Here is a 20,752-nt window from a genome sequence, read left to right on the forward strand (position 1 = left end):
TTTCCCCGTTCAAAGCTTGCCGAGCGCTTCCGCCAATTTTAGGCCGCTTAAATAGGCGCCTTCGATCCGGTTGCCGTGACACCAATCGCCACAGGCGCCGAGTCTAAGTTCCGCGTCCAGTAGGTAACCCGCGTCCAGCGGGTTCAGACTTGCGGCATAAGGCCATTCGTAAACGGCGACCTTTTGCGGCGGTGCGGCATGGCCGGTCAGCGCCTGAAATGCGTCGATAAGCAGGGTCGCGGCCTCGTCCTCGGCAAGGCCGGCATGCTGAGCGCTCCACTCCGGCGTCGCATGTAGCAACCATTGCTCGTCGCAGTGACGGCCGGGCTTGGTGTTATTGCGCGCAATCCAGGATAAAACGGGATGTTTGCAGAAAGCGCCGTCGACAGGAATCGGCAATCGCTGCGAAAATCTCAGCCCTACCGCCCAGCAGCGCGACATGGCAACCGTTTCCGCTTGTTGTGCCAACTGTGGATTGGCTGTCAGTAGCTTACCGGCGATCGGTGCCGGTACGGCGGTAACGACAGCGTCGAATGCCTCGGTTGAAACCGTTTCGTCCGCGAACGATAGCGTCCATTGGCCGCCTTGCCGGTTTATTTCTACCACCGTATGGTCGTAGCGCACGCTAAGTCGTTCGCCCATAGCCGTACAAAAACCGCTCATATCCGGCGTGCCCACGAAACGGGGTTCGCTCGCCAGCCGCTCGAAGAAGCGCCCGCCTTCCCAGGTTCCGATGCGAGCCTGCCATTCTGCGGCGAGGCCGGTGGCTACCCATTGTTGGACTTGGTGGCGGAAGCGCTCGTCCCGAGCGGTGAAATACTGCGCGCCATCATCCAAATTTTCGGCCCTGCCGACGGGCGATGCAGTACGTCCGCCAACCTTGGCGGACGCTTCGAATAGCGTTGTCGAATGTCCTTGCCTATGTAAATTTTGGGCGCAGGTAAGCCCTGCCAGACCGGCTCCTACGAGGGCTATTTTCATACGGCGTACCTTGTTCTTGCGTGTTCCCGAAAGCCATTGTGTCATGGTCGGCTACGTGACGGGAGGTGTTCTTAGTTTTTTCTCACATTGCCTTTTTTAACAGTCGTTTGTGTGCCGCGTGCGGTTTGCTTGGAGGCGTTTTGAAAAAGGTTCTGGGTCGTCGTTTGCATTGACACCTGGCTGCATAAAGTGATACTAATTTGGTCCATAGCCGCTCCCGCCCGTCTCGCCGATAAGGGAGTGGCTAAAATCACGGATTATGGAATTGCGATGGCACTCGCGTCGGCTTTTTACAGCGATGGCGAGTGGCCGGGGGGAACATGGAAACAGGGAATACCGCACCTGCAGCAGTGCGTGGCAGCGCTGTATCTAAACGGGGCCAAAAACAACGGGCCCAGTCTAAGCCGCAGTCCGACATTACCGCCGACCGTGCTATCGCGCAGGGGCTCGCGCGCCTGATCGAGGGGCAGCGGCGCTTTGGCGAAGAGTTCGGCTTGCCGTTATCTCGCATTTTTCCGACGAATTCGAATCTTTTCGAGGCAAAGACTCGCAAGAAGTCATTAACGAGTGGCTGTCCGACGACGACGAAGGTGCGCAACGCTTAGAGATTCTATTTGACGATCTCGTGGCGCATCAAGTCGCTTTGCTAAGCGCGCTCGACGATGCCGTTTCTCAGGCTTTAAAGCGTGGGCAAAAGGAAACCGGCAGCGCCGCCTATGCGTGGAAACAAGCGCTACGGGCGACGTTCGGTCGCGGAAAGAACGAAACCGTTCAAGAAGATCAAACACTGCGCTACCTGCATTTCGTTGCACCCACTTTTGTGGCGGCCTATGCACGAGCGCGCGAACAGGTGTCTACACCGGCATTTTTGGCTTATTTGAAGCAAAAAACAATATCGCGTAGGGGGTATTGCGATCATGAAAGGCTCCAACGGCGCCGCTTTGCGGCTTTCGTTTCTGCTGTTGCTCGCGGCGTTGCTGAGTGCGTGTGCATCGCCGAGTTTGCGGGTTGGCGTTTCGTCTACCGCCAACTTAAACATGAACGAGTTTAACGAACCTTTGCCCGTCGTGGTGAGGGTTTATCAGCTCTCCAGTGCACAGGCATTCGAAAATGCTACGTTCGAAGATTTGTGGCGAGACGATATCGCCGCGCTAGGCGACAGCCTAGTCATGAAAGAAGAGGTGGTGATCGACCCTGCCGATCAACGCCGTTTCGAAATGGATCGCCACGATCAGGCCGAATATGTCGGTGCGGTGGCGATTTTCCGCGAACCTGGCGAACAGGGTTGGAAAAGCATTCAACCGTTGCCGAGCAACTATGTGACGCGGCGTTTGTCGCGCAATATCAAAGTTTCGCTTCGGGGGAACACCGTCGCTGTCGAGGACTAATCGTCCCGCTGTCGGTTATCGGGGTGCCTGCTGAGGCGCCCCGACGTTTCCTAAATGCATCCAGTTATTGCCAGGACGCTTTGCCATGAAAGGGCTACGGAAGGTGGTATGGGCCGAGGGGGTTTTTCTCGGCCAGCAGCATTTTCAGCTGTGGGACCGCTACCTAGAAAAATACCAACATCTTCGCGCTAAAAGTCTCTCGCCGTTTAATTGGGGAATTTTAAGTCACCGAATCGATAGCGACTCGCTTGCCAACGGGCAGTACAAGCTGCTTGCCTGCGACGTTATTTTCCCTGACGGTCGTTTGGTCAGTTACGAAGGTAATGCCGACGAGGCGTTATCGTGCCAGCTCGATGCCAGCGGCGACCATGTCGAGGTCATGCTGGCTATCCCTAGCAACGACAGCGTTAGCGGTATTGCCGGCTATCAGAACAATAGTCGCCTTGGCGCCTGGGCCGCCAGCTTCGATCAGATTCCGGACGAGCACGATCCCGCGCGCGTGCGTGAGGTCATGGTCGGGCGGCCGAACCTGCGATTGTTCCAGACCGGCGAACCACAGGAGCATTTTGTCTCCGTTAAGCTTGCGGAGCTGGTGCGGGGTGTCGACGGGGCATTCGCCCTGAATAAAAAGTTCGTGCCTCCGGTCTGTCATCTTGAGGCTGCGCCGGCGGCATCGAGTTGATGGATGGCTTGATGCAGTTGATGCAGGCCAAAGTTCGCGTGCTGAGCGAGCGCCAGGAAGCATCCGGCGGCGATCTCGGCGCCAGCGATTTGAGTCAATTCCTGTTGTTGCAGACCTTGCGACCGGCACTTGCCATTTTGCAGCACTTACGCGGCAACCTCGGTTTTCACCCGGAGCGCTTGTTCTCCGAATTGACGCAGCTTGCTTCCAGCCTCGTTGCTTTCCGGCCCGACGCTAAAGCGGGCGAATTGCCGCAGTATTCGCACGGCGACCTCACCTCGGTCTTTCAGCGTTTCGACGAAATGCTGCGCGTGTTGTTGACCGACGTGATGCCCAAGCAAAGCGCAGGCATCAAGCTCCAACGCGAGAGCGACGCGCTCTACAAAGCCGAGAACGTCGACATCCGCTTGCTGCAGGGCGCGAGTATTTTCCTCGCGGTGCTGCACGACGATCACGATCCGAGCTGGGTTGCCGAGTTTGCCCGCCAAGCCAAATGCGGTGCGCGGGAAGATATCGAACTTATCTTGAGTTCGGCCTTGCCTGGGGTGCGCATCACCCACTGTCAGCGGCCGCCCGGCCGTTTGGCGATCAAGAGTGGTTACGAATATTTCCGCCTCGAACAGGCAGGCGATTTCTGGCAGCGCGTTTGCGAACACCAAACATTAGCGCTCTACATGCCGCTCACCTTCAAGGGCGCTCGCATAGAAATCGTCACGGTTAACGAGTAATAAAACATGGAAGAAAAGGTTGATCTCAAGATTAACCCCCTGCTGGAGTGCTCCGCACAGCTGTTTGCGCTGGTTGCGCCGCTGCGGGCGGAGCGCGACGCGCAGTTGAACCTGCCCGACGATTTTCGCGAGCAGGTGCTTGGCGGTTTTGACGTGCTGGAGCGGATGGCGTTCGAGCGGCAGATCGATACGGCTACCGTGCAGGACGCTAAGTATGCTCTGGCAGCGTTTATCGACGAGGCGGTGATGGCCTCGGAATGGCCCGGTCGTTTGGACTGGATGGGCCGTCCGTTGCAGCTGGAATTCTTCGGCGAACATTTAGCCGGAGAAGGCTTCTTCGAGCGCTTGAATAAGCTCCGTCAAGGGGGCGAGCAGAACGTCAATCTGCTCGAGCTGTATTACGTTTGTCTACAACTTGGATTCGAAGGCATATACAAGTTGCGCGGCCTGGAGCAGCTGATGGCCTTGCAGGTCGATTTGCGCAGCCAGATCGACGGCTATCGGGGCGTTGCCGACCCGCGTTTATCCCCCGATGGGGCGGTGCAAACCAGCGTCTTTTCGCGTGTAGGGCGCACGTGCCGTTTTGGGTGATCGGCGTGGTAACCGCCGCCGTTGTGTTCTTCGGCTACGCCGGTTACGCAACCGTAACTTATAACGTGACGGATCGTAGCGTTATGAATATCGAGCGTGAGGCCGCTGCCTTGGCCGATCATTATGCGGCTCGGCAAGCACGCACGCGCAGCAATAACAGCCAGGGCAGGGGGCGCGAAGAATGAGCGGGCGCTGGATGCAAGTCTTCTCTATTCTGCAGCGGTTGGTCATCTCCCGCTTCGGCAGTTCGCTAATCGGCCTGATCGCGGTCATTGCGCTTATCTGGTATGCCGGTCCGCTGTTAGGCATTACTTCCGCCAGCACTCGCCTGATGATGATCGGCGGCGCCGTGCTTGTGGCCGCGTTGTACTTCGGCATTAAACTGTTCGTCAGCACCCGCAAGGGCGATCGCTTGGTAAACGATCTCTCCGAGCAGGGCGAGGGCGGCGACGACGATCGCGCCGCGGAGCTGGAGTCGATTCGCGAGAAGATGAACGAGGCGATCGCCTCGTTGAAGTCTTCCGAGCTAGGCGCGGGTTATCGCGGCAAGGCCGCGCTTTACGCGCTGCCGTGGTACATGATCATCGGCCCTTCGGCGGCCGGTAAAAGTACCCTGTTGCGGCAATCGGGTCTGCATTTCCCCTACGCAAATGCCGACGATCTGCATTTGCGCGGCTTCGGCGGCACCCGTAACTGCGACTGGTGGTTCTCCGATCAGGCGATTCTGCTCGATACCGCCGGCCGCTACACCACCGAGGATGACGACCGCGAAGAGTGGTTGACCTTCCTCGATTTGTTGCGCCGTAACCGGCCGCGGATGCCGATTAACGGCGTACTGATCTGTATCAGTATCAGCGACTTGTTGACGGCGGATAGCGAGGGGCTGGAACGTCACGTAAAGATCCTGCGCGAGCGTATCAACGAGCTGATGCAGCAGCTCGGGTTGGTGTTCCCGGTCTACATCGTTTTCACCAAGTGCGACCTGATCCAAGGCTTCGAAACCTATTTCGAGGATCTGAGCGAAACCGAGCGTAACCAGGTCTGGGGTACTTACCTGCTGGAAACCGACGAAGAGCAGGACCCCGCTACCGTGTTCGAGGAGCGGATGCGGGAGCTCTACGGCAAGCTCTGCGAGCTGCGCCTGCGTAAGCTCGCCATGCAGCGGAACATGACGCGCAAGGCGACCTTGTTCGACTTCCCGAACCAGTTCGACGCTGCGACCGATAAGCTTACTGAGTTTATCCACCTGCTGTTCCGTGCCAACCCGTACCAGGAGACGCCGCGTTTCGCCGGAGTTTATTTCACCAGCGGTACGCAGGAAGGTACACCGTTACAGCGTTTGGTCGGTAACTTACGGCAAGCGTTCGGTTTTGCGCAGGAGCCGACCGCGCGCACCGGGCAACCGAAAGCCTACTTTATTAAAAACCTGTTCACCGACGTCATCTTCCCGTTGCAGTCGTTGGTGCGCGGTAACCGTCGCCGCATTCTTACCGAGCGTTGGCTAAAGGGTGCGGCTCTAGGGTCTGCGCTGGCTGTGATCGTCGGCACCGTGTTGACCCTCAGCGGCGCCTTCACGACTAACGGCTTACTGCTTGCCAGCGGCACCAGTGCCGTGTCCGAACTGCGCCAGGTCGTGCGCACCGGGTATGCCGAGCCGCAACAGCAGTATCGCGCGCTGGAAGGGGTGTACGACCATTACCACACCCTCTTGGAGTACCAGCAGAATCGTCCGCTCGTCTCCCGAATCGGTGTTTACACCGGGCATCGGCAGATTCCGGCACTGGAGTCGGTACTCGAAACCACCATGGACGGCATGTTCCGCGACCGAATCGTCCGTTCCTTGGAGCATCGGTTAGAGAATCACGCGCGCCATTGGGAGACAGCCGACAACCAGGGCCGCGAGCGGTTGCGCGATAATTACTATCAGGCGCTCAAGGTCTACCTCATGACCGTTCGCGTGCCGGAACGCTTGGACATCGACGAAGCCACGCCGCTGTTGGCCGACCTGTGGGCACAGCAAGTCGCTTTTGCCGACGTCGATCAGCCGTATCGGGAAGTTCGCAACCGGGCGCCGCATATGGAGCGCATGGTGCGCTTCTATCTCTCCCGCGAAGGCGATATCCAGTGGGAGCCGCGCAATGAGCTTATCACTCAGGCGCAGAATCACCTGCGGACGCCGCCGAATGCCGAACAGCTCTACGAGCAGATCGTCAACAAAGGCAACGTCGACTTCGAGCCTATCGGTGTCGACGATCTGGTCACCGGCCAGAACCGCCGAGTACTGCGTAGCGATCACCAAGTGCCGGGCGTGTATAGCGCGAAGGCGTGGGATAGCTTTGTGCGGGCGGAGATTGCCCTGGTCGTCGAAGGCGCGACCCGCGGCGACTGGGTGCTGAGCGAAGAGCTGGATAACCCGGGCGAGGCCGACTCCGAAGACGAAGTCGTCGATTACGAGCTGGCCCAGCACCTGGAACGTGCCATTCGCGAGTACTACTTCCGCGACTACGCCGAAAACTGGCTGACGTTCCTGGGTAGTGTGACGCCGCGGCGCTTCGGCTCGCTGGAAGAGGGCGTGTCCATCCTTAATCAGTTGGCACGTAGCGACGGGCCGATTGCCGAGTTGATGCAGGCGACAGCCCGCAACATCAACCTCACCGACCGCGATGTCTCCCGTCTGCGCGGCGGCAACATCTCGCCGGAGCGGATGGCCGATGCCATGAGCGGTTACAACCGGGTCGCCGAGCTGGACGTGCGCCTGGCCGACTTGCGCCGTTTCGCCAACCCCGCCGAGCAGCAAAGCGTCAGCGAGCCGATGAGCCAGTATCTCACCGTGCTCTCCGGCGCGAAGAACGACCTGGAGCGTATTGCCGCTTCCGTCGATCCGGCGCGGGAAGCGAAGAACTTTGCGGCCGGCATGCTGACGGGCGGTGCGCAAAGCGAACTCTACGGCGGCTGGGTCATGACCAACGGCCTGCTCAGCGGCACCGAAATGCGCACCCGGCAGGCCATGGAGCCGTTCCTGATCGAGCCGATTCGCTTCGCTTGGGGGGCTGTGCTCACCGAGGCTCGGCAGCAGGTTCAGCGCGACTGGCGGAACAACGTGCTTAACGTCTACCGCCAGCAGATTAACGGCAAATTTCCGTTCGCCGCTAACGGCCCGGATGCCGCCGTCGACGATGTCGCGGAATTCTTCCGGCCGGACGACGGCGTGTTGTGGAACTACATCGAGCGGGACCTCTCCGCCTTCATCGACGAAGAGCGACAGGGATGGGAAGAGCGTCGTTGGCTAGGGCTGGGCTTAGGCTTTAGCCAAGACTTCCTGCGCTCTCTGGGCGGCGCTCGCCATGTCAGCTACAGCTTGTTCCGCCGCGGCGGCATGGACCCCGATATGACGTTCCACGTATATCCGGTACCGGTGCGGGGGCTAAGCGAGATGGTGCTGGAGACCAACGGCCACGTTTATCGCTACCGCAATGAGCCGCAAGAGTGGCGGCGCTTCTCCTGGCCGGGCGATGCCGATCGTATCGGCGCGCGGGTATCCGGCGTTTCCCAACGCGGGCAGGTGCGGGCCGAACAACGGGCCACCGGCCATTGGGGGCTCTTCCACTTACTACGGGATGCCAAGATCAGCCACGAAGGCGGCACGGTCTATCTCGCCGAATGGGAGTTGGAAGGTAGCAACGGTTCCCCCGTCACTGTTCGTTTTCGCGTCCGGGCCGACCGTCAACATAACGTGTTTCGGCGGCAGCTGATCGGCTTCGGCCTACCGGCCGACCCGTTCGCAGGCGTAGATATCTGGGCGGTAAACAGCTCGCGAGGAGGACGCTGAAATGTTCGGGTTCCTGAAACAGAATCGGGCGGCCGCTAAACCGGCCAAACAGGCGAAACAAGCTAAGCCCGTCAAGCCGGATTCGGTCGAGGAGTTAGTCGGTTGCTTCGGTAAGCTGCCGATCCGCGCGGACTTCATTAAATACAACGTCAAACAGCGCGAAGTGCTGGCCATCGATCAATGGGTTCAGGAAGGACACGCCTTATTGTCGCGGCGAACGGCGTTGCAAGGCGACAAGATGTACCCGGAGGCCCCGGTCCAGCACTGCGTGTTCAGCGGTTCCGCCGACGACCGAACGGTATTGGCGACGCTGATTCCGAGCAGCGACCAAAGCGGCCGACAGTATCCGTTCGTTATTTTCGATCTGCCGCAGCCGCATTGGCTGGCGAAACGACCGGCGGGCATTCCCCTGGCCTACGACACCTTCTTCTCGGGGGCGGCGGACATCAGCCGTCAGCAATGGCGGACGGAACCGTTCAGCACCCTGACGGGTTGTATCGACGTATTAAAGGGGGCGGGCCGCGCCGAATCGCCCGAATCGTTGAGCGCGGTCGAAATCGATTTGCTGCGCGAGACGCCGGTGGCGGCATTTCATGCCTGTTTGCCCGGGGCAAGCGTCGAGCAGCGCGCGGCGCTGATTCACACCTTCGTCGAAGCCTTGCAGCAGGTCGTGCGGCGCACGCCGCTGCGGGTGACCTGGGGCATGCGCGTGCCGCTACCGGCCGACCCGGCGCAGGCAAAAGGCGTATTGGTGTTCTGGTTGCGCTTGATCGACGGCGTTATCGGCCCGGGCCAATGGCGGCCGAACTACTTCTGGAGCTACGCCACAGATACGCATAAGGGCGGTTTGACCGTCTTTTTCCGCCCGGTGCCGGCGGCGTACCTGGGGCATTGCTTCCAGCCCGACCTGCGGGACGGCTCGGTGCTCGACATCGAGAAGGAAGCTGCCGAAGGCGTATCCCCGTCGGCACTGGCGCAGCGCCTGGCGCAGATGGAAGAAGGCCACTTGCTGGACTTTATGTTCGGCTTCGGCGGCGGAGGTGGTAGCTGATGGGCGAGGCGGCTACCGCTATCGAGGCCGGCGAAATGTTGTCGCTGATTCAAACGCCGCTTGCGGGTGACAACCCCTGCGGCGAAGATCCGCGCTACAGCGACGATTTTTCGGCGATTAAAACCGAAGTCGAAAAGCTGAGCGGGACGGATTTCGACCGCATTAAAGAGTTGGCCGCGAGCGTCCTCTCGAAAGAAAGCAAGGATTTACGCGTTCTCGGTTATCTCGCCTTAGCCGAATTGCGCGAAGAAGGCGTTGCCGCGCTCGCCGACGTCGTGCGCGGTTATACCTTCGTGCTTGAGAACTGGTGGGAGCAATGCCATCCGCAGCGGCCGAATGCCCGGCAGGCAGCGATCGATTGGTTAAACAACCCGCGTTTTGTCGCATTCGTTGAGCACGTGCCGGACGCCTCCGATGCCGCTGCCCTGGAATCCTTGCAGGAGGCGATCAAAGCGTTGCTTGCCCAAATCGGCGAGCGGCTACCCGATATGGTTCCGCCGTGGCGGGAGTTAAAAGAAGCGGTGGCCAAGCGGCTCAAGGCGCAGCAACAGTCCGCACCGGCAGCGCCGCCGAGTAACGATCAGCCGGCCGCGAATAAAGAGGCGCCGCAGCGGCGCGAACCTACCCCATCGGCTCCGCCGCCGCCAGCCAGTGCCGCAGGCGGCAAAATCGGCTCGGATAAAGAGTTCACCGGCGCCACGCGCGAGATTCTGACGTACCTACGCCAGCAGCGCGATTGGCAGCGCATGGTGGGCTATGCCCGGGCATTCCGCTGGGGCGGCATGCCCCTGCCGCCGAACGAAGGCGGTCGCACGCGTATTCCCGCGCCGCGGCAGCCGGCATTGGCGGCAGTGGAAACGGCGATGGGCAAAAACGCTTGGGAAGATGCCTTCCTCGCTTGCGAATCGGCCTTTATGGAGCCCGGCGGCCAGTTCTGCCTACAGCTTCAGCAATGGGCCGAGCAGGCGGCGACGCAGATGAACCAGCCGCAATTGGCCGCGCTGATCGCTAACGAAACCCGAGGCCTGTTGGAGCGCCTGCCGGGCCTCGTCGAGTTGCGCTACGACAACGACGAGCCGTTCGTTGCCGCAAGCTGCGAAGCCTGGCTCGACGAGCTTCGGCAAGCGGGCGGCGAGGGCGGTGGTCATGCCGCGCCGGCGGTCGAGAGCGATATTCCGGAAGCCGACGCCAAGGCAGCCGCCAAGGCGGACGGTTTAGCGGCCGGGCTTGCGGTGCTGGACGCACACCCGGCGAAAAGCGCCCGCGAACGCGCTGCCGTCACGCTAGCCAAGGCGCGGATTTGCCTTGGCCAAGGCCGCGCCGAACTCGCCTATCCGGCGCTACATGCCTTAGCCACTCAGCTGGAAGACAGCGGAGCGGCGAACTGGGCGCCGGACTTCGCCGTACAGGTTTGGCGGGCGCTGGAGCAGGCGACCAAGTCGGGCGGCAAAAAGGCGGGGCTGAGCGAGGCGGATGTCAAAGCGCAACTGGCGCAATTGAAAGCCAAGATCTGTCAGGCCGATCTGACGGCCGCCGCAGCGATTTATTAATAGGACTCAGCGGAGGCTGCGCATCGTACCGGTGAGCAGTCTGCCAACGGAAACCGGACATACAAGGGGAGGTCAGGGTTATGGCAAAGAGTTTCCAACACGAAGTGCCGAAGGCACGCGTAAATATCACGTTGGACGTCGAGACCGGGGGCGCGAAAAAGAAGCTGGAGCTGCCGCTCAAGCTCTTGGTTATGGGCGACTACAGCAACGGTAAGAGCAGCGGCCGAATCGCCGAGCGCGAGCGGGTGCAGATCGATCGTAACAACCTGGAGTCGGTCCTTGAGGATCTATCGCCGTCGATCAGCTACACGGTGGATAACAAGCTGCGCGACGACGACTCCGAGATCAAAGTCGATCTCAAGTTCGACAGCTTCAAATCGTTCCATCCGGAGCAGGTCGCCAAGCAGGTGCCGGCGCTGAACAACATGTTGGCCATGCGCAATCTGCTCACCGACTTGAAATCCAACCTGCTCGACAACGGCAAGTTCCGCCGCGAGTTGGAGCGGGTACTGCAAAGCCAGCCGGAGTTGGAAGGGCTGATGGCCGAGCTGAAAGAGCTGGCGCCGATGACCGAAGACGCCACCGCACAGCCTGAGTCGAACGGCGAAGGCGACGGCGACAAGGCCTGAGATCGAGGGGAGGACGCATAGTCATGGCGACGCAAGAACAAACGCAACAAGCAGGGGCTGCCGTCGAGGTCGAGGAAGGTTCGATCTACGAGCGCCTCTGCGGCATGGTCAATATCAATCCGGTCGGCGAGCGGGTCAGCATCGACACCTTCCAGGACAAGGTCCTGGCCGACGTGCCGTTGGAAAAGCGCCTAACGGCGGCTTTGCAGGTCTTTCTCGACCTGGCCAGCAGCAGCGAGCACCGGGTCGAGCGTATCGACAAAACGCTGGTCGACCAGTACATCGCGCGCATCGACAAAGCGATGAGCGAGCAGCTCGACGAGATCATGCACCATGAGAAGTTCCAGCAGATCGAGTCGGCCTGGCGGGGGCTTAAGTTCCTGGTCGATCGTTCCGATCCGAAAGCCAACATTAAGGTCGAGCTGCTGGACGTTTCCAAAGAGGAGCTGCTGGAAGACTTCGAGGACGTGCCCGACGTCACCCAGTCCGGTTTGTACAACCACCTCTATGTGCAGGAGTACGACACCCCGGGCGGTCAGCCGATTTCCACGGTGATCTCCAACTACGAGTTCGACTGCTCGCCGCCGGACATCACCTTGTTGCAGGAAATCTCCAAGGTATCCGCCGCGTCGCACTGCCCGTTCCTCGGCTCGGTCGGCTCCAAATTCTTCGGCAAGGACTCCGTCGAAGAACTGCCGAAGATCCAGGACGTGGCCTCCTACATGGAGAAGGCCGAGTACACCCGCTGGCGCAGTTTCCGCGAAACGGAAGACTCCCGTTACGTCGGCCTCGTACTGCCGCGCTTTTTGCTGCGCATGCCCTACGGCGAGAGCAACCCGGTACGCTCCTTCAACTACGAAGAGAACGTCAACGGCCAGACTCACGACAAATACCTGTGGGGCAACGCTACGTTCGCGTTCGCCGCCAACATGTCGCGCAGCTTCAAGGATCACGGCTGGACGGTGAACATTCGCGGCCCCGAGGCTGGCGGTAAAGTCGAGAATCTGCCGCTGCATCACTACGACATCGGCCGTGGCGTGCAGGCCAAGATTCCGACCGAGATTCTTATCTCCGAGACCAAAGAGCTGGAGTTCGCCGACCAAGGCTTCATTCCGCTCAGCTATTACAAGAACAGCGACTACGCCTGCTTCTTCTCCGCCAACTCGACGCAAAAGCCGGCCGAGTACAGCACCGCCGAAGCCACGGCCAACAGCCGTATTAACTCGCGCTTGCCGTACATCTACCTGGTATCGCGCTTGTCGCATTACCTGAAAGTGCTGCAACGGGAGAACATCGGCGCGTCCAAGAGCCGGCAGGATCTGGAGAACGAGCTGAACGACTGGCTGCAAGGTTTGGTCACCAAGATGAACAACCCGGACCCGGAACTGGTGGCGACTCACCCGCTGCGCGACGGCTTCGTCGAAGTGCTCGAAATTCCGGAAAACCCGGGCTATTACCGCGTCAACATGGCTGTGATGCCGCACTTCCAGATCGAAGGTGTGGATATTCAGCTGTCGTTGGTTTCGCAGCTGCCTGTAGGTAAAGGCGGCTAAACCGGAGGGTGCCGACCGGGGGTTGGGCGGGCGTTCGCGCCACTTAACGCCCAGGTCGACAAACTTCGTCGTCCCATCGGGACGATCGCCGGGGTATGTGTCCGGCGACGGTCGGCTCGTCCGTCCGTGAAGAGCATGACCTCGAACAGGGGAGCGGGCACCCGCCCACTCTTAGGCTCGGGGTTGGTAGGGCCGGTCGGTCGTGGCAGCGACCGCCGGCTTTACTAGGACGCTATTTCTGTCAACAGGAGGTTATCTTAATGGCAATTCCTGCCTATATGTGGATCAAAGACGATCAAGGCAACGACATCGAAGGTGCCGTTACTGTCGCCGACCGGGAAGGCAGCATCGAAGTTCTGCACTTCGATCACGAACTGCGTATCCCGACCGACAACGATACCGGCGCTCTGACGGGTACCCGTAAGCACGAACCGTTCGTCATCACCAAGGCGTTCGACAGTGCTTCTCCGTACCTGTACAAAGCGTGCAGCAACGGTCAGACCCTGAAAGAGCTGACCCTGCGTTGGTATCGCATCGACGACACCGGCAACGAGAAGGAATACTTCCGTCACACGCTGCACGACGTGAAGATCACTTCCGTTAAGCCGACGATGCACAACGTTAAGGACCTCGACAAGGAGCGTTACCCGCACCTTGAAGAAGTCGCTATGCGTTACGGCCGCATCACCTGGACCTTCGTGGACGGCAACATCGAGTTCGCCGATTCCTGGAACGAAGGCCGGTAATTGGGCCTGTGTACTGGAGCCGGCGCAGCCGGCTCCGGTTCTCGCCCGATGAGTCCGTCGTGGGCAGTATCCGAGCTTATTGGGGCGCGTCGCCTGCAACATAGGCAGGTACGTGTCTTCTAGCAGACTCAGCGCTGTTGTTTTGATGGAGGTATGCCATGTTGAAACTGTCGACCTTCGCGGTTGCCGCGTTACTGACAGGTGCTATCTACACCAGCCCTATCGTCGCTTCGTGCGAAGGGGCCGGTTGCGACGTGGTTGCCGCATTGGATGGAACGCTGCCTGTTGTTTCGGACGCGGCAATTCCCGTTTCGTTGGGAATCTTCGGTATCTCGGTAGACGCCGGCTTCGAGCGGATAAAAATTGCCGATGCGGAGCCAAGCGTGTGGATACGTTGGCCGCAGGGCGAGGTGACCTTAACGGTTGTTAGCTCGGAAGAATGGTCGAGGCTTCTCGACGTTCAGGAACAGGATGCAATTCCTGTGTCCGACTTCCCGAAGGTCATGTTCACGCATAAAGGCGATGTGGAAATACCGCCATCGGAACCCGTAGCCAGTCTGTGGCGTGCCGCTCTCCAAGCGAAAGGAGCGACATTTTCGGGAGAAGAGTCTCCTCGCATTGTTCGCTATAGCGATCACACCGTTTACCTTGCCGATTTAGGGGATAACCAGCGTGGCTGGACGGCATATGGCGCGGTGGTGAATGAGCAGTTCGAGGACCGTTATTTAGAATTCCATGCCAGCGGTTTCAGTACGGCCGAGTTGCCGATCTCGTTCTTCGATATCCTGGATGAATGGGGGAGTGCGGAATGAGCTTGCGTCCGGAAGAAGTGCAAGCGGTCAGGGACATCTATAGCGTGATTTATGGCGAGGGTCATCGGCGGGACACGGCCCATCCGACCTGGCAGACCGTCGAGCTTCTGGAAAAAGCATTATTGGAAATTCAAAAGTGCAATAGACGCATCCGAACACTCTTTGCATCCTTGCCGTGCTCGGCGGCTGGGCGCGGGTTCTTGAAACGCTGTCTTAGAGCGACGGCAACCATGATGAGGCGGTCCCGCAGCGAGTTTGCCGGTTGCCGAAACAGAGTTTCCGCGTCGCTCCGCAGCGAAATTGTAATCTCAGCGCAGGGCATATAGCGGCATGGCTCAAGCTTTGTTCGACATACTACTCGGGCGCTACGAGGACGGCAGCTCGCTCGGCGAGCGACACGACGCCGAGTCCACCGTGCGCAGCATCCGAGATCATTTGACACGTTTGCTCAACTCGCGTTCCGGGGTTTTGCAACATTTACCCGACTACGGCATGCCCGACGTGCCGAGCTTGTACAGCGAATTGCCCTATTCGCTGGAAGACTTCGCCGCCGCCGTGCAACACGTCATTACCCGCTACGAACCGCGCCTGAAACACGTGCAGGTGCATGTCACCGCGCAGGACCGGCACGATTGCGTGGTGGCGCTGGAGGTCGTCGGCGCCTTGGCGGACGGCTCGTTCGCCCAATTCAAGACGTTCTTCGAAACTGGAGGGCATGCCCGTATCAACGACACGGGCGTGCGAGGTAACCATGCGCGACTACTTTGAAGCGGAAATGCGCCTCCTGCACGAGGCCGCGCAAGAATTCGCCCGCGCCTATCCCGAACAGGCGCGTATGCTCAACTTGAGCGAACTGCGCGACCGCGACCCTTACATCGAGCGGTTGCTGGAAGGCACCGCTTACTTGACGGCCAGCATTCGCCAGCGCATCGAAGCCAGCGAAACCGCCATCAGCCAACAATTGCTGGCCCAGGTTTGCCCGCAGCAGCTAAGCCCTTACCCCTCGACGGCCATTATGGAGTTTCGCCCCGAAAGTCATCGGCAGGCGGACTGCACCATCGAGGGCGGCTCCGAAGTCTGCTCCGTGCCGGTCGGCAAGCAAGGCGTTGCCTGCCGTTTCCGAACCCTACGCGATGTGCGCGTTATGCCGTTGTCGATCGAACGCGTCACCGCCGAGGAGGCCAACAGTTACACCTCGATTCGGCTCGCTTTCCGCCTCGACGGCACCGCCGCACTGGAAGACCTGGAACTCGACGCGCTGCCGCTGTTCCTGCACGCCGACCAGCCGCTGGCGCTGGCGCTCTATCAGGGCTTTTGCCACGGCTTGCAGCGGGTGCGGGTGCACGTCGAAGAAGCCGGCCAGACAAAGGTTATCGAACTCGGCGGGCAGGCGTGCATGCGCCCCATGCACCTGGAGCCGGAAGAGGCCATGTTGCCGCTGGTCGAGCGCGGCCAGCCCGGGTTCGCCTTACTGCACGATTACTTCTGCGCGCGCGAGAAGTTTCTCTTCGTCGCGCTTGAGCAGCTGCAAAAGATTAAATGGCCGGAGGACTGCCAGCGCTTTGAGATCGAGCTCCAGTGCGGCATGCGTTTGCCGCCCGAGCATAAGCTCGCGCCGAGAATATACGGTTGTACTGCGTACCCGCAGTGAATTTGTTTGCCGAAGAAAGCGAGCCGGTGGAAGTCGACCACCGCAGCACCGAATACCGCTTGGTAGCCGACGTGAAATTGCGCGACGAGGTGCAGATCTACAGCGTCGACTCGGTACGCGGTCGCGAATACCGCACCGGCACGATCAACGAATACCAGCCGTTGTACGCCCTGCGTCTGCGCCGCGACGGCGACCGCTACTACCACACCACTCGGCGCGATCACGGTACCGGCATGCCGCTGGCCTACATCACCGTCGGCGGCTCGGATCAGTTCGAGGCGGAGAGTCTGTCCTGCGACCTTACGGCCTGCAACGGTCATGTGCCGCGGCAGTATCTGCACGAAGATCAGATTACCGTCTCCACCTCGGATATCCCAAGCGGGGTGAAATTCCGCAATATCACCCGGCCCACGCCTTTGTGGCAGCCGCCGTCGGCCAGCGAATACCCATGGCGTTTGAATGCCTTGCTCGCCCTTAATGTCGGCTCCTTCGCCGATCGCGATGCGCTGCAACAGTTGCTGAAGCTGTTCGATTGGACGGAGCGTGCCGATAACGCGCCGGCGATCGAAGGCGTGGTCGGGGCCGAAGCGCGGCCGATGAACCGGATGATGCACGGCATCTTACATCGGGGGCTGGAGATCACCGTTTCCCTGCAAGAAGAGCACTTTTTGTCCAAGGCCGATATCTATCTGCTCGGGCAGGTGCTGCACCAGTTCTTCAGCTTATCGGCTAATCTTAATGAATTCATTCAGACGCGGATCGTCTGCCAACCGTCGCACCAGGAGTTCGTATGGGCACCCCGACTTGGCCAAAGCTCCCCGCTCTGATCGAGGACTTGCTGGCCGACGCCAGCCAGTATGAATTCTTCCAGGCCCTACGGGTGCTGGAAACGCTGTGGCGCGATCGCGGCGAGTTGGGCGGCGCGCTGGATAAATGGTTGCGGGTTCGGCCGGTGCCGGAGCTGGTGTTTCCGGGCGCCGACCTGCGCGATTGCACCTTACAGGACGACGGCACCTTAGAGCTGCGGGCCAACGTGTTCGGCCTGTACGGCGTCGATGCGCCGATGCCGCATTACTTCTCGATAAAACCACCGGCGACGAACCCGGCTCCGCCACGCTGCGCGCCTTCTTGGATGTGTTCAACCACCGGCTCTACGTGCTGCTGTACAAAGCCTGGCGCTTGGAGCATCCGCTGGCCGAGCGGCCGGACTCGGTATATCGAGCGAACCTCGCCGCCATCGGCGGCCGTATGGCGGATGCCGACGTGCCGAGCAGTGCCGGTTTGAGCGGTCGGCGCGTACGCTCGGCGGCCGGCTTGCGCAACCTGGTCCGCAGCTTACTACCGGGGCTAGACGTCGAAGTCTTCGACCGCGTGCCGCAGTGGGTGGAGATGGACAACAACGTCGGCCTCGGCCAAGGCATCGCCTTGGGAGGCGAAAGCCTGCTGGGCGATGCCATGGTGGTAGCCGGCGGCCGGGTGCGGATCGAAGTCGGCACGCTGGAGGCCAAAGATGCCAAGGCGTTGCTGCCGCAGCAGAAAGAAGGGCAGCGCTTACTGGGCGCCGTGTCGGCCTATCTCGACCGTAGCCGCGAGTTCGAGATCGTCCTGAAAGTGCAGGCCGAAGCCGGCTCGGGCCGCCGTCTGGGCGAGGAAGGCTTACGCCTGGGCTGGTCGACCTGGCTCGGCGATGGCTCGGCCTACACCTACGATATTCGCTTGAGCGGCGATCAAGCCGGTAATAACCAAAACGGCGCAGCGGCATCCGAAACGCTCGCCAACGCCGCTTAAGATCAGACAACGACGAAGGATCGCAGACCCATGAATAACAAAGAAATTCGAATCCTGCTTGAGCGCCTTAGCCCCTATTGCGCAAAAACCGTCGAGGCCGCCGCCGCGTTCGCCGGCGCTCGCAGCGACTACGAAGTCCAGGTGGAACACGTTGTCGTTAAGCTGCTTGAAAAAGACGGCGCCCGCGATGCCGAGCGGATTCTCGCCCACTTCGGTATCGATCAGGATCGCCTGTGGAGCGGGGTGATGGAAAACATCGCCCGTCTGCGGGCAGGCAATCCGAGCAAGCCGGCGTTCTCCGCCGTGTTGTTCCAATGGTTCGAGCGCGCCTGGTTGGCGAGTAGCCTGCACTACGGCGGCGATCGCATCGAAACCATCAGCCTGATCGACGCCCTCATCGAGCTGGCGCCGCGTCTGCCCGGCGCCGTGGCCTTCGAAGCCTTGGAAGAGATCCCGCTGGAGCGGCTACGCGAAGAAGGTCCGCGCCTGCTCTCGCAAGCCGTTGAGCAACCCAAAGCTGCCGGCGGTAGCGCAGCGAGCGGCGGTAGCGGTAGCCGCGAAGACAGCGCGCTGGCGCAATACACCACCGATTTCACCGCCAAGGCGGCCGCCGGCGGTATCGACCCGGTGCTGGGGCGGAACGAAGAAATCCGCATGGTGATCGACATTCTCTGCCGCCGCCGTAAGAACAACCCGATCCTGGTCGGCGAGCCCGGGGTCGGCAAAACCGCCGTGGTCGAAGGGCTGGCGCTAAAGATCGCCGAAGGCTCGGTGCCGGAAGAACTCAAAGGCGTCCGCTTGCACGGCTTGGACCTCGGCCTGTTACAGGCCGGAGCCAGCGTCAAAGGCGAATTCGAGCGACGCCTGAAGCAAGTCATCGAAGAAGTGAAAAACGCCGACCAGCCGACCATCGTCTTCATCGACGAAGCGCACACCCTGATCGGCGCCGGCGGCGAAGCCGGTCTGGGCGACGCGGCCAACCTGCTCAAGCCGGCCCTGGCCCGCGGCGAAATGCGCACCGTTGCCGCCACTACCTGGTCCGAGTACAAAAAATACTTCGAGCGCGACGCCGCGCTAGAGCGCCGCTTCCAGGTCGTCAAAGTCGACGAGCCGGACGAAGAGCGCGCCATCCTCATGCTCAACGGCCTCAAGCAGCACTACCAAAAGCACCACGGCGTGCCGATTACCGACGACGCCGTGGTCGCCGCGGTGAGCCTGTCGCATCGATACATCGCCGGCCGCCAGTTGCCGGATAAAGCCATCGACCTGCTCGACACCGCCGCCGCCCGTATTCGCCTGGGGCAGGCCAGTCAGCCGCAGGAGCTGGAAGCGGCGCGCGAGCATGCCGACTTCATCGAGCGGCGCCTGGAAGCGCTTGCCGAAGAAAGGCGGCAAGGCCTGCCGGTAGACGAGCGCCTGCAAGAGAGCCTGCGCGAGGAACTCAACAACACTCGCACTCGGATGCAGGAGCTGGAAAGGCAGTGGCAGACCGAGCGCGAGCTGGTGCAGCGCATCCAGCAACACCAGCAAACGCTTGCCAACGGCGGCGACAACGCCGAGCAGACGCGCGCCGCCGCACTCAGCGAACGCGGCGAGCTGGCCAAGCTGCAAACCGAAAGCGCCATGGTGCAGGCCGAGGTGAATGCCGCCACCGTCGCCGGCGTCGTCGCCGACTGGACGGGCGTGCCGGTCGGCCGGATGATGCGCGACGAAGCAGCCACCCTCATGGAGTTCGAGGACCGCTTGGCCGGCCGCGTTATCGGCCAGGAGCCGGCAATTGCCGCCATCGGCCAGAGCCTGCGCGCCGCCAAAGCAGGCTTGCGCAAGGCCGACGGCCCCTTGGGCGTGTTCCTGCTCTCCGGCCCTAGCGGCGTGGGTAAAACCGAAACCGCCCGCGCCATCGCCGACACCTTATTCGGCGGCGAGCGCTTCCTCGTTACCATTAATATGAGCGAATACCAGGAAGCCCACACCGTCTCCCAGCTCAAAGGCTCGCCGCCGGGCTACGTCGGTTACGGCGAAGGCGGCGTGCTGACCGAAGCCGTGCGCCAACGGCCGTACTCCGTGGTCTTGCTCGACGAAGTCGAAAAGGCCCACCCGGACGTGATGAACCTGTTCTATCAGGTTTTCGACCGCGGTTTCATGCGCGACGGCGAAGGCCGCGAGATCGACTTCCGCAACACCGTCATTCTGATGACGTCCAACCTCGGTGCCGAGCAGCTCATGGACCTCTGCCTGCCGCCGCAGGAAGCGGAAACCGTGGTGGAGGCCGAAGCCGCCGATGCAACGGCGGAGCCCGCCGCCGAGTGGACCCCGCCGAGCAACGGCGAGCTGAACGAGGCCATCAAACCGTATCTACTCAACCGCTTCGCACCGGCGCTGTTGGCGCGCATGCAAGTGGTGCCGTACCGGCCGCTCGACGGCGAGGCGTTGAAGAACATCATCGCCCTCAAGCTCGATGCCGTCGCCAAACGCTTACACGACACGCACAACATCCAACTGCGCTGCCAACCCGAGGTGGTGGACTACCTCGCCGCCCAGTGCGACGTCAGCGACAGCGGTGCGCGTTTCGTCGAAGCCTTACTGGAACAACGCCTATTGCCGGGCATCGCCCACAGCCTGCTCGGCTTTATGGCAGACGATGACATGCCGGATCTCTTGACGCTGGAGCGCGATGAGAACGGCCAGTTGAGCTGCGTGTTCGCGGATCTGGAACCAGAACCGTTGACCGCGGTAGAAGCGTAACCTGCGGTTAACGCGCAGACATCAGGAG

At 60.9% G+C, this 20,752-nt stretch carries 18 protein-coding genes and 1 pseudogene; 18 read left to right on the plus strand and 1 reads right to left on the minus strand.

The annotated features are described in order from the left end of the window. Positions 1-9: 9 nt before the first annotated feature. Positions 10-981, minus strand: a complete 972-nt coding sequence (locus CAI21_RS08420) for an NAD(P)/FAD-dependent oxidoreductase (protein ID WP_181919323.1) — start codon at positions 979-981, stop codon at positions 10-12. A gap of 917 nt (positions 982-1,898) precedes the next feature. On the opposite strand from CAI21_RS08420, the gene tssJ reads away from it, so the two are divergent. The 18 genes and pseudogenes from tssJ (at position 1,899) to tssH (ending at position 20,724) form a co-directional block, all read left to right on the plus strand. Then, positions 1,899-2,369 carry a type VI secretion system lipoprotein TssJ gene (gene tssJ / locus CAI21_RS08430; RefSeq protein ID WP_116301882.1) on the plus strand — a complete coding sequence of 157 codons (471 nt, stop codon included), beginning with the start codon at positions 1,899-1,901 and terminating at the stop codon, positions 2,367-2,369. Positions 2,370-2,454: 85 nt separating this feature from the next. Further along, positions 2,455-3,051: a type VI secretion system baseplate subunit TssK gene (gene tssK / locus CAI21_RS08435; protein ID WP_116301883.1), complete on the plus strand. Its 597-nt coding sequence runs from the start codon at positions 2,455-2,457 to the stop codon at positions 3,049-3,051. 11 nt (positions 3,052-3,062) lie between these two features. After that, a complete protein-coding gene (gene tssK, locus CAI21_RS08440) occupies positions 3,063-3,779 on the plus strand; it encodes a type VI secretion system baseplate subunit TssK (protein WP_181919324.1) in 717 nt (238 codons plus the stop codon). A 6-nt stretch (positions 3,780-3,785) separates the two neighbouring features. Next, positions 3,786-4,370, plus strand: coding sequence for a type IVB secretion system protein IcmH/DotU (gene icmH / locus CAI21_RS08445; protein ID WP_116301885.1), 585 nt, complete (start codon positions 3,786-3,788; stop codon positions 4,368-4,370). Then, the gene (locus tag CAI21_RS08450; protein WP_147305060.1) at positions 4,355-4,555 is read left to right on the plus strand and encodes a DotU family type IV/VI secretion system protein; all 201 of its coding nucleotides are present in this window, start codon (positions 4,355-4,357) and stop codon (positions 4,553-4,555) included. Before icmH ends, CAI21_RS08450 begins: the two co-directional genes overlap by 16 nt. Continuing rightward, positions 4,552-8,199 carry a type VI secretion system membrane subunit TssM gene (gene tssM, locus CAI21_RS08455; protein ID WP_116301887.1) on the plus strand — a complete coding sequence of 1,216 codons (3,648 nt, stop codon included), beginning with the start codon at positions 4,552-4,554 and terminating at the stop codon, positions 8,197-8,199. The genes CAI21_RS08450 and tssM overlap by 4 nt, the downstream gene beginning before the upstream one ends. Position 8,200: 1 nt before the next feature. Beyond that, entirely contained in the window at positions 8,201-9,250 is a 1,050-nt protein-coding gene (gene tagF, locus CAI21_RS08460) for a type VI secretion system-associated protein TagF (protein ID WP_116301888.1), read from the plus strand. Then, on the plus strand, positions 9,250-10,800 hold the full coding sequence (gene tssA, locus CAI21_RS08465) for a type VI secretion system protein TssA (RefSeq protein ID WP_116301889.1): 1,551 nt from the start codon (positions 9,250-9,252) through the stop codon (positions 10,798-10,800). Before tagF ends, tssA begins: the two co-directional genes overlap by 1 nt. An 80-nt stretch (positions 10,801-10,880) precedes the next feature. Then, complete coding sequence (tssB, locus tag CAI21_RS08470) at positions 10,881-11,429, plus strand: type VI secretion system contractile sheath small subunit (protein WP_116301890.1); 549 nt, start codon at positions 10,881-10,883, stop codon at positions 11,427-11,429. 23 nt (positions 11,430-11,452) lie between these two features. Then, positions 11,453-12,982, plus strand: coding sequence for a type VI secretion system contractile sheath large subunit (gene tssC / locus CAI21_RS08475; protein ID WP_116301891.1), 1,530 nt, complete (start codon positions 11,453-11,455; stop codon positions 12,980-12,982). Positions 12,983-13,242: 260 nt separating this feature from the next. Next, complete coding sequence (locus CAI21_RS08480) at positions 13,243-13,728, plus strand: Hcp family type VI secretion system effector (RefSeq protein ID WP_116301892.1); 486 nt, start codon at positions 13,243-13,245, stop codon at positions 13,726-13,728. Positions 13,729-13,886: 158 nt separating this feature from the next. Beyond that, positions 13,887-14,540: a hypothetical protein gene (locus CAI21_RS08485; protein ID WP_116301893.1), complete on the plus strand. Its 654-nt coding sequence runs from the start codon at positions 13,887-13,889 to the stop codon at positions 14,538-14,540. Positions 14,541-14,870: 330 nt separating this feature from the next. After that, positions 14,871-15,308 carry a type VI secretion system baseplate subunit TssE gene (gene tssE, locus CAI21_RS08495; protein ID WP_116301895.1) on the plus strand — a complete coding sequence of 146 codons (438 nt, stop codon included), beginning with the start codon at positions 14,871-14,873 and terminating at the stop codon, positions 15,306-15,308. Continuing rightward, positions 15,292-16,191, plus strand: a complete 900-nt coding sequence (locus tag CAI21_RS08500; RefSeq protein WP_181919325.1) for a type VI secretion system baseplate subunit TssF — start codon at positions 15,292-15,294, stop codon at positions 16,189-16,191. The genes tssE and CAI21_RS08500 overlap by 17 nt, the downstream gene beginning before the upstream one ends. Continuing rightward, positions 16,188-17,018, plus strand: a complete 831-nt coding sequence (locus CAI21_RS08505; RefSeq protein WP_220347803.1) for a type VI secretion system baseplate subunit TssF — start codon at positions 16,188-16,190, stop codon at positions 17,016-17,018. Before CAI21_RS08500 ends, CAI21_RS08505 begins: the two co-directional genes overlap by 4 nt. Further along, positions 16,982-17,257: pseudogene (locus tag CAI21_RS24755) on the plus strand (type VI secretion system baseplate subunit TssG); the annotation flags it as partial. The gene CAI21_RS08505 and the pseudogene CAI21_RS24755, both read left to right, overlap by 37 nt. 89 nt (positions 17,258-17,346) lie before the next feature. Beyond that, complete coding sequence (locus tag CAI21_RS08515; protein WP_258868919.1) at positions 17,347-17,979, plus strand: type VI secretion system baseplate subunit TssG; 633 nt, start codon at positions 17,347-17,349, stop codon at positions 17,977-17,979. Positions 17,980-18,009: 30 nt separating this feature from the next. Beyond that, positions 18,010-20,724: a type VI secretion system ATPase TssH gene (gene tssH / locus CAI21_RS08520; protein WP_116301899.1), complete on the plus strand. Its 2,715-nt coding sequence runs from the start codon at positions 18,010-18,012 to the stop codon at positions 20,722-20,724. Positions 20,725-20,752: the final 28 nt, after the last annotated feature.

Origin of the sequence: Alkalilimnicola ehrlichii, from assembly GCF_003399765.1 — a bacterium.
Taxonomy (GTDB): Bacteria; Pseudomonadota; Gammaproteobacteria; order Nitrococcales; family AK92; genus AK92.

Excerpts from the sequence above, each read along its gene's own strand:
- CAI21_RS08420 (WP_181919323.1), bottom strand. The coding sequence starts at position 981 with ATGAAAATAGCCCTCGTAGGAGCCGGTCTGGCAGGGCTTACCTGCGCC.
- tssJ (WP_116301882.1), top strand. The coding sequence starts at position 1,899 with ATGAAAGGCTCCAACGGCGCCGCTTTGCGGCTTTCGTTTCTGCTGTTG.
- tssK (WP_116301883.1), top strand. The coding sequence starts at position 2,455 with ATGAAAGGGCTACGGAAGGTGGTATGGGCCGAGGGGGTTTTTCTCGGC.
- tssK (WP_181919324.1), top strand. The coding sequence starts at position 3,063 with ATGCAGTTGATGCAGGCCAAAGTTCGCGTGCTGAGCGAGCGCCAGGAA.
- icmH (WP_116301885.1), top strand. The coding sequence starts at position 3,786 with ATGGAAGAAAAGGTTGATCTCAAGATTAACCCCCTGCTGGAGTGCTCC.
- tssM (WP_116301887.1), top strand. The coding sequence starts at position 4,552 with ATGAGCGGGCGCTGGATGCAAGTCTTCTCTATTCTGCAGCGGTTGGTC.
- tagF (WP_116301888.1), top strand. The coding sequence starts at position 8,201 with ATGTTCGGGTTCCTGAAACAGAATCGGGCGGCCGCTAAACCGGCCAAA.
- tssA (WP_116301889.1), top strand. The coding sequence starts at position 9,250 with ATGGGCGAGGCGGCTACCGCTATCGAGGCCGGCGAAATGTTGTCGCTG.
- tssB (WP_116301890.1), top strand. The coding sequence starts at position 10,881 with ATGGCAAAGAGTTTCCAACACGAAGTGCCGAAGGCACGCGTAAATATC.
- tssC (WP_116301891.1), top strand. The coding sequence starts at position 11,453 with ATGGCGACGCAAGAACAAACGCAACAAGCAGGGGCTGCCGTCGAGGTC.
- CAI21_RS08480 (WP_116301892.1), top strand. The coding sequence starts at position 13,243 with ATGGCAATTCCTGCCTATATGTGGATCAAAGACGATCAAGGCAACGAC.
- CAI21_RS08485 (WP_116301893.1), top strand. The coding sequence starts at position 13,887 with ATGTTGAAACTGTCGACCTTCGCGGTTGCCGCGTTACTGACAGGTGCT.
- tssE (WP_116301895.1), top strand. The coding sequence starts at position 14,871 with ATGGCTCAAGCTTTGTTCGACATACTACTCGGGCGCTACGAGGACGGC.
- CAI21_RS08500 (WP_181919325.1), top strand. The coding sequence starts at position 15,292 with ATGCGCGACTACTTTGAAGCGGAAATGCGCCTCCTGCACGAGGCCGCG.
- tssH (WP_116301899.1), top strand. The coding sequence starts at position 18,010 with ATGAATAACAAAGAAATTCGAATCCTGCTTGAGCGCCTTAGCCCCTAT.